The organism is Leucobacter viscericola (genome assembly GCF_011299575.1).
Lineage (GTDB): Bacteria > Actinomycetota > Actinomycetes > Actinomycetales > Microbacteriaceae > Leucobacter > Leucobacter viscericola.
In genome coordinates, this window is record NZ_CP049863.1 from 3,616,451 (window position 1) to 3,630,480 (window position 14,030).

Consider the following 14,030-nt stretch of genomic DNA (forward strand, 5'->3'; position numbering starts at 1 on the left):
CACATTTGTGGCGACTCAACTATGTCCACGTGTGTGCGACTCGCGAGCTTTTGCTCGGCCGGATTCCCGGCGCGTACACGCCTGATTCCTTGTCCATTCTGGAGACCAATTACATGACGAACGCAACGACCGAACGCAAGCAGGTTGCAGTAAACGACATCGGCTCGGCCGACGACTTCCTTGCAGCGGTCGAACTGACCATCAAGTCCTTCAACGACGGAGACCTCATCGAGGGCACCGTTGTGAAGATCGACCGCGACGAGGTTCTCCTCGACGTCGGTTTCAAGACCGAGGGTGTTATCCCCTCGCGTGAGCTGTCCATCAAGCACGATGTGAACCCCGACGAGGTCGTTGAGGTTGGCGACTCGGTTGAGGCACTCGTTCTCCAGAAAGAGGACAAAGAGGGTCGCCTGATCCTGTCCAAGAAGCGTGCTCAGTACGAGCGTGCCTGGGGCGATGTCGAGAAGATCAAGGAAACCGAGGGTGTTGTTACCGGCACCGTCATCGAGGTTGTCAAGGGCGGCCTCATCGTTGACATCGGTCTCCGTGGCTTCCTCCCCGCTTCACTCATCGAGCTGCGCCGCGTGCGCGATCTCACCCCTTACCTGGGCCAGGAGATCGAAGCCAAGATCCTCGAACTCGACAAGAACCGCAACAACGTGGTCCTGTCGCGTCGTGCGCTCCTCGAAGAGACGCAGTCGGCAACTCGCTCCTCCTTCCTCGCCGAGCTCAAGCCCGGCCAGGTTCGCAAGGGTGTCATCTCGTCGATCGTCAACTTCGGTGCGTTCGTTGACCTGGGTGGCGTTGACGGCCTCGTGCACGTCTCCGAGCTCAGCTGGAAGCACATCGAGCACGCCTCCGACGTTGTCGAGGTTGGCCAGGAAGTCACCGTCGAGGTTCTCTCCGTCGAGCACGATCGCGAGCGCGTGTCGCTCTCACTGAAGGCTACGCAGGAGGATCCGTGGCAGGTCTTCGCACGCACCCACGCGATCGGTCAGATCGCCCCGGGTGTTGTCACCAAGCTCGTTCCCTTCGGCGCGTTCGTTCGCGTTGCAGACGGCATCGAGGGCCTCGTGCACATCTCCGAGCTGTCGGGTCAGCACGTTGAACTCGCTGAGCAGGTCGTTTCGGCTGGCCAGGAAGTCTTCGTCAAGATCATCGACATCGATCTCGAGCGTCGCCGCATCTCGCTCAGCCTCAAGCAGGCCAACGAGGGTGTCGATCCCGAGGGCACCGAGTTCGATCCGGCTCTCTACGGTATGACCACCGAGTACGACGAGAACGGTGAGTACAAGTACCCCGAGGGCTTCGATCCTGAGACTCAGGACTGGAAGGAAGGCTTCGAGACCCAGCGCGAGAAGTGGGAGCTCGAGTACGCAGCTGCCCAGGAGCGTTGGGAAGCACACAAGAAGCAGGTCGCTGCTTCTGCCGCTGAGATCGCTGCTGCACCCGCGTCCGAGGACGCTGCTGCAGGATCGAGCTTCTCGAGCGATTCGGCTTCGGCCGGAGCACTCGCTGATGACGAGGCGCTTGCAGCGCTGAAGGCACAGCTCGAGGGCAACTAACCCTTAGTTCAAAGGCCCGGTCCCACCTCGGTGGGACCGGGCCTTTGGCGTTTAAGGGAGCAATATGGTCCCGCAACCCCAACCCTGCCACGCACTTCAATCGGGTGTAGCCATATTGCGAGTTCACCGAAAGCCAACTAGCAATATGGCTACACCCGATTGGGTGAAGGGTGGAGAGTGGAGGGTGGAGGGTGGGGCGGGGAGAAAAAGGGGACGGGGGCTACATTCCTTGAGGGGCGGCGGCCGCACGCCGAGCACGACGCTCAGCGACGGCGCGGCGGAGTCTGCGCACAAGCAAGACCACAACTAGTACGAGCAGGATCAGGGCCAGAATCGGCACGATGACCGCGAGGATTGTGAGCACCGCAGCTCCAAGGTCCTCGAAGAAACTCGAGACTGCGGCACCCGCGCCAGCGGTCAAGACGTTTAGGATCGGGCGCGCCACCGCCTTCAGAATGTGGGGGACCAGAGCGATCCCCACCCCGAGCAAAAACGGCCAAACCTGCGCAGATGTGAACAGCGCAGAGGGATCCTCGACCGCGAGTGTGTTGCTCGCAGATCCCGCAGCAAAGACCATGCCACCTGAGGCGGGGCGCACGACCGTCTGCAGTACGTCGTTGACGCTGTCGAGAGCCGGCACCTTGTCCACGATGATCTCGATGACCAGCAGCACGGTGATGATGCCGAGTGACCAGTCGTTCTCGAGCCACAACCAGCTGGCTGGCAGATCCACAATGTCCGTGAACCGGGAGAGCAGTCCGAGCCCAAGCAGCGGAATATACGCGTTGAGACCAGCGGCGGCGGCGAGCGTCAACCCTGTGATAACTTCAATCATTGCGGATCCTTTCTGGGTCCAGCATATGGCTGTGAAGGAGTGGTTCGCTTGACGCTCATTGCGCTCACCGGGGGTATCGCCTCCGGAAAATCGACCATCGGTGCTCGGCTGGCAGAACTGGGTGCGGTGCGAATTGATGCGGATCAGCTCGCGCGTGACGCCGTGGCCATCGGGACTCCGGGGCTCTCACGGGTGGCGGATCGCTTTGGTGGCGCTGTGCTCACGAGCGACGGGAGTTTGGATCGTGCGGCGCTGGGGGGAGTCGTGTTCAACGACCCCGAAGCGCTCGCCGAGCTCAATACGATCGTGCACCCCGAGGTGCAGCGACTGGCTGACGAGCGGATCACTGCCGCGCGTGCGGTAGACCCTTCGGCGGTGATCGTGTACGAGATCCCCTTGCTGGTGGAGACCCTCGATGAGCGCGCCTCGGCGAATAACTGGGATCTTGTTGTCGTGGCTGACGCGCCAGCTGAGCAGCGTGTGCAGCGCATGGTCTCGCTGCGGGGCATGACGGAAGAAGATGCAACCAGGCGCATCTCGAATCAGGCGAGCGACGCAGAGCGCCGTGCAATTGCCGATGTAATCATCGACACCTCAAAAAGCGAGGCGGATACGCTCGCGCAGGTTGATGCGCTGTGGGCGCGGCTCACCGGGCCGCACTAGACCCTCGAGAACTAGACCCGTGAGAACTCTGCGAGCCAATCGAGGCGCAGTTGGGCGGTAAAAGCGATTGCGATGTAGCAGATCAGAATAATGACCCAGGCCCACGAGAGAAGCTTTTCGAAGAGTCGCTGCGTCGATTGCTTCACCGGGATGTCACCCACTGCGTACGGGCGGAAGAGTGTGACCCAGAAGAGTGGGATCGTGACCGTCCACACAACCATGCACCACGGGCACAGAGTGCCGAGCGAGAAGATGCTCTGGAACGCGAGCCAGAAAACAAACGAGATGCCGCCCAGCATGCCGAGCTGGTAGATGCGCCAGAACCACGGTGCAAATGTTGCTCCGGCGAGCAGGGCAACACCAACAATGATCGGCGCCATGAAGGCGGCGATCCCGAGCAGAGTGTTCGTGAAGCCGAATGCCGACCCCTGCCATGACTCCATGTTCGGTCCGCAAGACACAATCACGCTGACATTGCAGTTGGGAATGTATGAGGGGTCCTTGAGCTTGTGAATGAACTCGGTAAGCAGCTCAAACGAAGCGAACCACCCGATGACGCCCGCGACAATCGAGAAAATTGCGAAACCGACGGGGCGTGATCCGGTGCGAAGTTCAGAACTCATAGTTCGATCATAATCTACCCCTTGCTGCGCATTCGGTGATGGCCGTGACATAATGAGTGTTGGTGTGGCATTCCGAGAAGGTGAGTCGCACGCACAGTCTTTTGGCTACCGAGTGGTAGCCACCGGTCGCTGACCGAGCGCGGATGGTTAATCCGCGGAGAACAGAATTTGCGGAACATCACCGCACGAATAGGTTCCCGGCGAGAACACAGTTCTCCCGGGTCAGAGGAGCACACCAGGAATGGTGAATAACGAGAACACCGAAGAGTTGGCGGCAGATGCTGGCCAAGACTCTGTAACGGAAACCCAAGAAACTGTTGATCAGTCAACCGTTGACCAGTCAAACGTAGATGCTGCAGCCGAGGATGGTTCTGCAGAGGAAACTGCTGCTGAGGGTGTCGACGCGGTTGAAGTGAGTGTTGAGGCGCCTGAGAAGGCAAAGCCGGAGGGTCCAAAGTTGATTCTCCCGCTTGCGGAGATGACGCCAGAGGAGCGCTTCCGGGCGACGACTCGACTTATCTTCCTGGCGCCGGATGTGCCGCCGATCGAGCCCCGGCCCCGTCGCGGAGACCTGAGTCGTCTTGACGACATGCTCGACCAGCGTTTTACGCGCGAGGGGGATCGCGAACGCCGCGATGACCGTAACTCGCGCGACGATCGAAACAATCGTGATGATCGTGACTCGCGTGATGACCGCGAGGATCGCGATAGCTTCTCGGGTCAGCGCCGCCAGCGTCGCCGTTCGGGCGGTTCAGAGGCAGAAGACGATTCCGCTCGTCGCAGCTCGCGGTCCGCAGCGCCCCTTGTGACTGAGCCTCAGCGGGTCAAGGGTTCGACTCGCCTCGAAGCGAAGAAGCAGCGTCGCCGTGATGGCCGCGATGCAGGTCGCCGCCGCGTTGTTATTACCGAGTCAGAATTTCTCGCCCGCCGCGAGTCCGTCGACCGCCAGATGATTGTGCGCTCGACCTCGGATCGCGTGCAGATCGGTGTGCTCGAAGACAACGTGCTCGTTGAGCACTACGTCGCCCGCTCCAGTGAGAACTCGCTCATCGGCAATGTCTACCTCGGACGCGTGCAGAACGTGCTGCCAAGCATGGAGGCCGCCTTCGTCGATATTGGCCGTGGCCGCAATGCAGTGCTGTACTCCGGTGAGGTTGACTGGTCTGAGCTTGAGGGTGGCAACACTGCTCGCCGCATCGAAAACGCTCTGAAGCCGGGCGATCAGGTGCTTGTGCAGGTAACCAAAGATCCTGTGGGGCACAAGGGTGCTCGCCTCACGAGCCAGATCTCGCTGCCGGGCCGCTACCTCGTGTACGTGCCGGGCGGGGCGATGAACGGAATCTCCCGCAAGCTTCCCGACACCGAGCGTGCTCGCCTCAAGAAGATCCTTAAAGAGGTTCTGCCGAGCGGCGCGGGCGTGATTGTGCGCACCGCTGCCGAGGGTGCGAGCGAAGAGCAGCTCACACACGATGTGCAGCGCCTAACGCGTCAGTGGGAGTCGATTCAGAAGCGCGTCGAGAAGGGTGGCGGCCCCGTGCTGCTGCACTCCGAGCCAGACATGCTCATCAAGATTATTCGCGATGTCTTCAACGAAGACTTCCAGCGCCTACTCATCTCGGGTAGCGACACCTACACGGTGATCGAAGATTACCTCTCGCAGGTAGCCCCAGATCTGCTGCAGCGTGTTGAGCGCTACGAGGGTGAGCGAGACGTCTTCGACGAGTACCGCATCACCGAGCAGATCGCGAAGGCGCTTGATCGTAAGGTGTGGCTGCCCTCCGGCGGTTCGCTCGTAATCGACCGCACCGAGGCCATGACCGTCGTCGACGTCAACACCGGCAAGTTTGTGGGCACCGGCGGCAACCTCGAAGAGACCGTCACCAAGAACAACCTCGAGTCCGCTGAAGAGATCGTTCGCCAGCTCCGGCTGCGCGACATCGGCGGCATCATCGTCATCGACTTCATCGACATGGTGCTCGAATCGAACCGCGATTTGGTGCTGCGACGCCTCGTCGAGTGCCTGAGCCGGGATCGCACGAAGCATCAGGTCGCCGAGGTGACCTCGCTGGGTCTCGTGCAGATGACCCGTAAGAAGCTCGGTCTTGGTCTGCTGGAGTCGTTCAGCGAGCCCTGTGACGTCTGCGCTGGTCGCGGTGTGATTGTGCATCACGATCCAGTGAACAAGCACCGCAGCGCCGACGGCGGCGCCCGAAACCAGAAGCGCGGCAGAGGATCGAATGCTGCGTCTGGATCGCAGGCGCCCGCACAAGAGCCCAAGTCGCAGACTCACGCGATCACCGACGGTGCCAAAAACATGCTTGCGCAGGTTGCGGCTTCGACGATCCCCGGTGCTAAGTCTGAGACGGATGCCGCGGAATCGCAGGTTTCGCTCCCGATCGTTGAAGCTCCCGCCGAGCCCGTTATTAAGCGGACCGGTCGTGTGCAGTCGCGCCAGAAGCGCGCTGCAGACGCGGGTGAGAAGACTGAAAGCGCATCCAAGGCTCTCAGCACGGACCTTCTTGGATCGGTGCTTGACGCGCTGCCAGAGGCTCCTGCCGCGGGAACTGGTCGGGCACGCAGTCGCCGGGTCTCAACGAGCACGCTCAAGGGTGGTGCGGCCGAGCAGAGCTCGGAAGCAGCGCAGGCGGCTCAGCAGTCACTCCTCGAAGCTCTCGACGCCACAACCCAGCGGCGCTCGAACTCTTAGGCGTGACACGCGTGACATGTATTTGACCATCAGTGAATGTGTGAGATACGATGGAGCGTTGGTGTCGTCCGTTCGCGGGTGACGAGTAACTCAGACTTCGAATACGGCCAGGCCGCGATTCGACACGTAAGACAATCCTCAGGAAAAGGGTGACAAGTGGTTTACGCAGTAGTGCGCGCAAGCGGCCGGCAGGAAAAGGTTGAGGTTGGCTCAATCATTACCGTCAACCGTGTAGCGGGCGACGCAAAGGGCAAGCTTCAGCTGCCTGCAGTTTTGCTCGTTGACGGCGACAAGGTAACCACTGATGTTGCCGCGCTCGCAAAGGTGAAGGTAACGGCTGAGGTGCTCGACGACCTCCGCGGTCCGAAGATCGTTATTCAGCGTTACAAGAACAAGACCGGCTACAAGAGCCGTCAGGGTCACCGTCAGGATCTGACCCGCCTCAAGATCACCGGCATCAAGTAACCGGTAACGGCTAGAGCTTCAAGGAGTTAGAGACAATGGCACATAAGAAGGGCGCAAGCTCAACTCGTAACGGCCGCGACTCAAACGCGCAGCGCCTCGGCGTTAAGCGCTTCGGCGGACAGGAAGTCAACGCGGGCGAGATCATCGTTCGTCAGCGTGGCACGCACTTCCACCCCGGCGTGAACGTCGGCCGCGGCAAGGACGACACACTGTTCGCACTTTCAGCTGGCTCGGTAGAGTTCGGTGCAAAGGGCGGCCGCAAGGTTGTCAACATCGTAGCTGCTGCGTAACGTAAGCAGTCAAAGGCGAGGCGGGCTTCGGCTCGCCTTTTGCCGTATCTAGAGAAGAATTCACAGAAGTTCGGCGGGTGGGATCAGCATGGTGACCTTTGTAGATCAGGTGCAAGTGCATCTGCAGGCCGGTCGCGGCGGAAACGGTTGTGTGTCGATCCGGCGCGAGAAGTTCAAGCCGCTCGCGGGCCCAGACGGCGGCGCCGGTGGTAACGGTGCCGACGTTGTGCTGATTGCTGATCCGCAGGTCACAACCCTGCTCGAGTACCATCGTCGCCCTCACCGCGAGGCCGATAACGGCGGCTACGGTGCCGGCGATTATCGCGACGGTGTCAACGGACAAGAACTGTTGCTGCCGGTGCCTATCGGCACGGTAGTGAAGAACGACAAGGGCGAAACCCTCGCCGACCTCACGGAGGCCGGAACCCGCTACGTTGCCGCTCAGGGCGGCCTTGGCGGGCTGGGTAACAACGCGCTCTCGAGCCTGAAGCGCAAGGCGCCGGGGTTCGCGCTCCTCGGCACCGCCGGCACGAGCGGCAGCTTCACCCTCGAACTAAAGACAATCGCCGATGTGGCCTTTGTCGGATACCCCTCCGCGGGTAAGTCGAGCCTGATCGCGGCAATGAGTGCCGCCAAGCCCAAGATCGCAGATTATCCCTTCACGACGCTGAGCCCGAACCTCGGTGTGGTCGAAACCGGAGAGCACCGCTATACGGTCGCGGATGTGCCCGGCCTAATCGAGGGCGCGAGTGAGGGTAAGGGGCTTGGCCTCGACTTCTTGCGCCACGTCGAACGCTGCAGCGCACTGCTTCACGTGCTCGATTGCGCAACGCTGGAGCCGGGTCGCGATCCCATTTCAGATCTTGAGGTTATTCTCGCCGAGCTGGGTGCGTACCCCGTTCCCGAAGGGCAGACGCCGCTCCTGGAACGCCCGCAGCTCATCGCGCTGAACAAAATCGATGTGCCTGAGGCCCGTGATCTCGCTGATTTTGTGCGCCCCGAACTCGAATCACGCGGATACCGGGTGTTTGAGATCTCGGCGGCTTCGCACGAGGGCCTTCGTTCACTGAGCTTCGCCCTTGCTGAGCTGGTGGAGAAGGCTCGCGCCGAGGCGCTTGTTGAGGCTGAGAGCAAGCCTCGTATCGTGTTGAAGCCGAAGGCCGTCAACGACGGTGGCTTCCGCATCGCGACTGAGGGCGGATCGTACGGAACGCTGTACCGTGTGCTCGGTATCAAGCCCGAGCGCTGGGTTGAGCAAACTGACTTTACGAACGACGAGGCTGTTGGTTACCTCGCGGATCGTCTGCAGAAGATTGGCATCGACGACGCGCTTGTGAAGGCGGGTGCCGTTGCCGGATCGACCGTTGTGATCGGTCCTGGATCGGGTGTTGTGTTCGATTGGGAGCCGACGCTCACCAGCGCTGCCGAGGTGCAGGTGGGAGCTCGCGGCACCGATTCGCGTGTCGATCCAAACGATCGTCGTACAAACAAAGAGCGTCGCGCGGAGTACACCGCTCGCATGGATGCAAAGGCCGAAGCGCGCGCCGAGCTTGAGCGAGAGCGCAAAGCAGGGATGTGGAAAGAGGAGTCGTGAGCGTAGGCGAGGAGCTGCTGGCCGCACGTCGTGTGGTCGTCAAGGTTGGATCTTCATCCGTCAGCGGTGAGAATGCATCCCAGATCCCGACCCTGGTGTCTTCGCTCGCTCGCCTGCACGCTGCCGGCGCTGAGGTGATCCTGGTATCCAGTGGCGCGATCGCTACCGGCGTGCCGTTCCTGCGTCTTGAGGAGCGGCCCGAAGACCTCGCAACCCAGCAGGCCGCCGCCGCCGTTGGCCAGAACATCCTTGTCAATCGGTATCAGCGGGCCCTGGGCAGCCACGAGATTATCGCAGGTCAGGTGTTGCTCACCGCACATGACATGGAAAACCCAACGCACCGCGGCAACGCTAGGCGCGCAATCGAGCGCCTGCTGCAGCTCGGGATCCTGCCGATCATTAATGAGAACGACACCGTTGCGACCCATGAGATCCGGTTTGGCGACAATGATCGCCTGGCCGCGCTCGTTGCCAGGCTTGTTGAGGCGGACCGGCTGGTGCTGCTCTCCGACGTTGATGCGCTGTACACCGCTCCGCCGACAGTGGTTGGAGCAACGCGGATCGCGCACGTTCCGTACGGTGACCCTCTCGAGGGCATCGAGATCGGTGAGACCCAGTCTGGCTGGGGAACCGGGGGAGCTGCGACCAAGGTGCAGGCCGCCAGGCTTGCGGCTGATGCGGGTGTTGCCGTGTTGCTGACAGAGACCCGTTTGCTCGCACCCGTGCTCGAGGGGGCGGATCACGGGACGCGTTTTGATCCCGTGCCCGCGTGATCGTCGAAAGGTAGACTGGCGCTATGTCAACCGTTGACCCGTTCCTCATCAAACTTGAGCGTGCCCGCGTTGCGGCAAAGTCCCTAGCAACCGTTACTACCGGCCAGAAGAACGCCGCGCTTGAGGCCATTGCCGTCGCCCTGGAGAACGGGATTGACGCCGTTGTCGAGGCGAACGCTCGTGACCTGGAGCGCGGACGCGCCGATCAGATTGGCGAGGGGCTGCTTGATCGGCTCATGCTGAACGAGGCGCGCCTGCGGGCGCTGGCTGCGGCCGTGCGTGATGTGATTGCTCTGCCCGACCCGGTTGGTCAGGTGGTGCGTGGCAGCACGCTGGCGAATGGGATCACGATCAATCAGGTGCGTGTGCCATTTGGTGTTGTTGGCGCCATCTACGAGGCGCGGCCGAACGTGACCGTTGATATCGTGGCCCTCGCGCTGAAGAGCGGTAACGGCGCGGTTCTTCGTGGCGGCACCGCAGCGGAAAACACAAACGCGGTGCTCGTGAAGCTGATCCAGAACGCGATTTCCAGCGCTGGACTCGATGGCGACGCCGTCCAAACAATTGACGAGTTTGGGCGTGAAGGCGCCGCGCGGCTGATGAAGGCGCGAGGGTATGTGGACGTGCTGATCCCGCGCGGAAGTGCAGGCCTGATCGCGACGGTTGTGCAGGAGTCGACCGTGCCGGTCATTGAGACCGGATCAGGGATCGTTCACGTGTTTGTTGATGCGACGGCCGATGAAGACATGGCCGTGAACATTGTGCGAAACTCAAAGACTCACCGCCCGAGCGTCTGCAACGCTGCTGAGACGCTGCTTGTGCACCGAGAAGCCGCCGAGCGGCTGCTGCCCCGCCTCGCGGGGGAGCTGATCGCGGCCGACGTGGAACTGAGCGGCGACGAAGTGGTTCGCTCGATCGTCGCCGAAGTTGGCGCTGCCGATGACTCCACCTGGGCAACCGAACACTTGGCGCTTGAAATGGGCGTGCGTGTGGTCGACTCGATTGACGAGGCGATTGCCCACATCGATCGTTACTCGACGCGGCACACCGAGGCCATTGTGACCCAGGATTATGCCAATGCGGAGCGGTTCCTCGCGGAGGTCGATTCGGCGGTGGTGATGGTGAACGCTTCGACTCGCTTCACTGACGGTGGCGAATTTGGCTTCGGTGCAGAGGTCGGAATTTCGACCCAGAAGCTGCACGCTCGCGGGCCGATGGGCTTGTCTGAGCTGACCAGTACAAAGTGGCTTGTGCGCGGTGCGGGTCAGGTTCGTTAGCCGAAACCGCTAGACTATTAGATGACCATCCAATTTGTAATGAATACAGGGGTTTCCCATGTCGCTTCTCGCAACGATCGCCGCCGCTGAAGAAGGCTCCCACGTCGTCAACGAACTGTGGTTTCCAGCACCCATCTTTGGCATCGCCATCTTCGTTGTGCTCTCCGCTCTCGCGATTGTGACCTTCACGTTCCGCGATGTCGCAAACCGCCACTCCGATAAGGCCGAGGCCTACGCTCGCGAGCACGGCGCGAGCCAGCAGCACTAGTCAGACGATCGGGCGGTGCGAAACCAACGTCGTGTCGGGGTGATGGGTGGAACCTTCGACCCCATTCATCACGGTCACCTGGTCGCGGCAAGTGAAGTCGCCCAGCGATTCGACCTCGACGAGGTAGTGTTTGTTCCCACGGGGCAGCCCTGGCAGAAAGCCCAGGTCACCCCGAGTGAACACCGCTATCTCATGACCGTTATTGCGACGGCGTCAAACCCGCGTTTTACGGTGAGTCGCGTTGATGTCGATCGTGATGGAATGACGTACACCGTAGACACGCTGCGTGATTTGCGAGAGCAAATGCCCGATGCGGAGTTGTTCTTCATCTCCGGGGCAGACGCGGTTGAGCAGATCCTCAGTTGGAAAGATGTAGATAAACTCTGGGAGCTTGCCCACTTTATTGCGGTGTCAAGGCCTGGACACGAGCTTTCCCTTTCGGGATTATCTGGTGAACACGTAAGCTTATTAGAAGTTCCTGCACTGGCAATCTCGTCAACGGACTGCCGGAAGCGGGTATCTAGGGGAGACCCGGTCTGGTACCTCGTACCAGACGGGGTTGTGCAGTACATAGCAAAACATGAGCTGTACAGCGAGGAAGTGATGAAGAGATGACTGAGCACGATGAACAGCAACCGCTGACGCGGCGCGAGCGCCGCCTGCGGGAAATGAGTGAAACCGGGGCTCTGGATATCTCAGAGGCAACGGTAGAGCAGGTTGAGGTTGTTCAGCCCGCTGCAGAGCCTGCTGCTCCTGTGATCCCTGCCGCCGCAGTTGCTGGCGACGAAGACATTGAGATTTCTCCCGTTAACCCGGACGGAACACCACGAAGCCGGCGCGAGATGCGGCAGCTGCGCGAAGAGGCGCTGGCTGCACGAGCTCAGGCTGAGCCGGCCGTTGAGCCAGTCGTTGAGGTTGTTGAAGCTGCCGAGCCAGCCGTTGAGGCTGTGTCGGAACCCGTTGTGGCGCCCGAGCCGATTGTGGCACCTGAGCCCGTTGCTGTGCCCGAGCCCGTCGCTGCGGCACCTCAGCCGGTCGTGCCGGAGCCCATTGTGGCGCCGCCGGTTGTCGCGGCTGAGCCTGTTGTTGAGCCCGAGCCTGTTGTTGAGACCGAGCCAGTTGTTGAGCCCGAGCCTGTTGTTGCGGAACCCGTTGTTGCGCCCGAGCCCATTGTGGCTGCTGAGCCGGAAACGGCTGAAGACCTGCCGGTGGCCTTTTCTCAGCCCGTCATTACGGAGTCTCTGTCGGCCGAACCTGCGCCCGCAATAGATTTTGATTCGCTCATCTCTCCGCCGACCGAGGCGTTCACCGTTGAAGAGCTGCAAGAGGCTCAGACGGCGGCACGTGCCGAAGCGCTCGACGAGGTGCCTGTCGAGGCTCCTGACGTGTTCGAGGAAGCTTCTGTGGCAGCTGAAGAGTTGCCGGTTGCTGAAGAAGAAGCAAAGCCAAAACGTCGCTTTTGGAAGCGCGGCAAAGACACGGAAGAGCCTGCCGCGCCCGCGCCTGAAGCATCCGTTGAGGCTGTCGAGGTTGCTCCTCCTGTCGAGGTTGCGCCCACCGTCGAGGCTGAGGTCGTTGAGGCCGAGATCGTTGAGCCGATCGCTGAAGAACCCGTGGCTGCAGAGCCTGTGGTGGTCGAGCCCGTGCTTCCCGAGCCTGAGGCAGCCGAGCCGGTAGTAGCCGAGCCTGTTGCGTTTGTGCCACCCGTTGCTGCGGCTCCCGTCGCCGCTGAGCCTGTTGTTGCTCCCGAGGTTTCGGATCCTGAGCCAACTGCTGACACCAAGTCGACGGCCGCGTACTCGTTCCCAGACATTCAGCCGCCCGAAGAGTGGCGCTCAGTCTTTGACGATCCGAATTCTCGAACAACTCCGGTTCCGGGTAAGCGGAATGAGGGGCCCGGCGACTTTGATGATCTCATCTCGCGCGCGGTTGCTCAGGAGGGGGCTGCGGGCTCCTCGAATACTTCTGCGCTGATTCTCCCGGCAATGCCCGATGACACTGGTGGGCTCAAGGGTCCTCTTGGTGGCACCGGCGAGCTGTACCTCACCGGGTCAATCGAGTTGCCGAAGTCGCTTGGCGAGACCGGCGGACACTCGGCGTTGCACGATTCCATCGAGATGGATCCGATTATTGGGGCTGAGGTTCCGGAATCGCAGATCACCGCGGATCAGGGCCCGGCACCCGTGGCTGCTCGCCACGCGGTCAGCGCGCGTGTTGCCTCGGGCGCTCCCGTTGTTGCAAAGCCGACCAAGGAACACAGCAAGTTGCCGCTTGTGCTGGCGCTTACGGGTGGTGGACTGCTTGTCGTCGTCGTGGGCTTTGGTGTTTGGGGCGCAACCAACGGGATGTTCGGCTAGTCTGACTCATGCTTCCGGTGTGAGAACGCACGGATCCCGAACCAAGCTTTTATCAAAGGACATGAACTGAATACCATGGCAAATCAGCCGAACGACGTGCTTGAAAGCCTGAGAATTGCGGTGCAGGCTGCTGACGGCAAGGGGGCAACCGCTCCCGTTGCGTTGGATGTAGCAGAGCACTTTGCGCTGGCCGATTACTTTCTGGTGCTGAGCGGCTCTGTCGAGCGGAACGTGCAGGCGATCTCGGACGAGGTTGAAGATGCGCTGAACCTCTCGGGTGTACGCACGATTCGTCGTGAGGGGCGCGAGGGTGGCCGCTGGGTTCTGCTGGACTTTGGTGACCTGATCGTGCACGTCTTCCACAGCGAAGAGCGCGACTTCTACCAGCTTGAGCGCCTGTGGCAGGACTGCCCGGTCGTAGACGTGAGCGGCATGCTGAAGGATGCTGCCGATTTGCGCGCGACCCCGGGTGATGGTCTAAACTAGAGAAGTTGTCGGGTGAGCATTCGCCCGACTTCCCGGGTCTGTGGCGCAGTTGGTAGCGCACCTGCATGGCATGCAGGGGGTCAGGGGTTCGAATCCCCTCAGATCCACTCTTAAAAAGTTACTCCGA

General features: G+C 61.2%; 14 protein-coding genes and 1 tRNA gene. 13 read left to right on the plus strand and 2 right to left on the minus strand.

Translation table 11 applies throughout. The features are described 5' to 3' along the window. Positions 1-113 precede the first annotated feature (113 nt). Positions 114-1,565 carry a 30S ribosomal protein S1 gene (rpsA, locus tag G7068_RS15755; protein WP_166292834.1) on the plus strand — a complete coding sequence of 484 codons (1,452 nt, stop codon included), beginning with the start codon at positions 114-116 and terminating at the stop codon, positions 1,563-1,565. Between the two features lie 220 nt (positions 1,566-1,785). On the opposite strand, the gene G7068_RS15760 is transcribed toward rpsA, so the two are convergent. Continuing rightward, positions 1,786-2,400: a DUF4126 domain-containing protein gene (locus tag G7068_RS15760; RefSeq protein WP_166292835.1), complete on the minus strand. Its 615-nt coding sequence runs from the start codon at positions 2,398-2,400 to the stop codon at positions 1,786-1,788. Between the two features lie 48 nt (positions 2,401-2,448). Here G7068_RS15760 and coaE point away from each other — a divergent pair, with 48 nt between their 5' ends. After that, positions 2,449-3,063 carry a dephospho-CoA kinase gene (coaE, locus tag G7068_RS15765; protein WP_166292836.1) on the plus strand — a complete coding sequence of 205 codons (615 nt, stop codon included), beginning with the start codon at positions 2,449-2,451 and terminating at the stop codon, positions 3,061-3,063. An 11-nt stretch (positions 3,064-3,074) separates the two neighbouring features. Here the strand turns inward: coaE and G7068_RS15770 are convergent, their stop codons facing one another. Next, a complete protein-coding gene (locus tag G7068_RS15770; RefSeq protein ID WP_166292837.1) occupies positions 3,075-3,686 on the minus strand; it encodes a vitamin K epoxide reductase family protein in 612 nt (203 codons plus the stop codon). A gap of 241 nt (positions 3,687-3,927) precedes the next feature. Here G7068_RS15770 and G7068_RS15775 point away from each other — a divergent pair, with 241 nt between their 5' ends. From G7068_RS15775 to G7068_RS15825, 11 genes are all read left to right on the plus strand, one after another. Continuing rightward, entirely contained in the window at positions 3,928-6,393 is a 2,466-nt protein-coding gene (locus tag G7068_RS15775) for an Rne/Rng family ribonuclease (RefSeq protein ID WP_166292838.1), read from the plus strand. Between the two features lie 156 nt (positions 6,394-6,549). Beyond that, positions 6,550-6,858 (plus strand): 50S ribosomal protein L21, encoded by a 309-nt coding sequence (rplU, locus tag G7068_RS15780; protein ID WP_166292839.1) that lies wholly within the window; start codon positions 6,550-6,552, stop codon positions 6,856-6,858. Positions 6,859-6,893: 35 nt separating this feature from the next. Then, a complete protein-coding gene (gene rpmA / locus G7068_RS15785) occupies positions 6,894-7,148 on the plus strand; it encodes a 50S ribosomal protein L27 (protein WP_166292840.1) in 255 nt (84 codons plus the stop codon). An 88-nt stretch (positions 7,149-7,236) separates the two neighbouring features. Continuing rightward, positions 7,237-8,742 (plus strand): GTPase ObgE, encoded by a 1,506-nt coding sequence (obgE, locus tag G7068_RS15790; protein WP_166292841.1) that lies wholly within the window; start codon positions 7,237-7,239, stop codon positions 8,740-8,742. Further along, complete coding sequence (gene proB / locus G7068_RS15795; RefSeq protein ID WP_166292842.1) at positions 8,739-9,515, plus strand: glutamate 5-kinase; 777 nt, start codon at positions 8,739-8,741, stop codon at positions 9,513-9,515. Before obgE ends, proB begins: the two co-directional genes overlap by 4 nt. A gap of 23 nt (positions 9,516-9,538) precedes the next feature. Beyond that, the gene (locus G7068_RS15800) at positions 9,539-10,792 is read left to right on the plus strand and encodes a glutamate-5-semialdehyde dehydrogenase (RefSeq protein ID WP_166292843.1); all 1,254 of its coding nucleotides are present in this window, start codon (positions 9,539-9,541) and stop codon (positions 10,790-10,792) included. Between the two features lie 58 nt (positions 10,793-10,850). Then, positions 10,851-11,060, plus strand: a complete 210-nt coding sequence (locus G7068_RS15805; RefSeq protein ID WP_166292844.1) for a hypothetical protein — start codon at positions 10,851-10,853, stop codon at positions 11,058-11,060. Positions 11,061-11,075: 15 nt separating this feature from the next. Then, the gene (gene nadD, locus G7068_RS15810; RefSeq protein ID WP_280116206.1) at positions 11,076-11,675 is read left to right on the plus strand and encodes a nicotinate-nucleotide adenylyltransferase; all 600 of its coding nucleotides are present in this window, start codon (positions 11,076-11,078) and stop codon (positions 11,673-11,675) included. Continuing rightward, positions 11,672-13,417: a hypothetical protein gene (locus tag G7068_RS15815; protein WP_166292845.1), complete on the plus strand. Its 1,746-nt coding sequence runs from the start codon at positions 11,672-11,674 to the stop codon at positions 13,415-13,417. The genes nadD and G7068_RS15815 overlap by 4 nt, the downstream gene beginning before the upstream one ends. Positions 13,418-13,492: 75 nt before the next feature. Further along, a complete protein-coding gene (rsfS, locus tag G7068_RS15820) occupies positions 13,493-13,903 on the plus strand; it encodes a ribosome silencing factor (protein WP_166292846.1) in 411 nt (136 codons plus the stop codon). Between the two features lie 34 nt (positions 13,904-13,937). Next, positions 13,938-14,010: transfer RNA gene (locus G7068_RS15825), tRNA-Ala, on the plus strand. Positions 14,011-14,030: the final 20 nt, after the last annotated feature.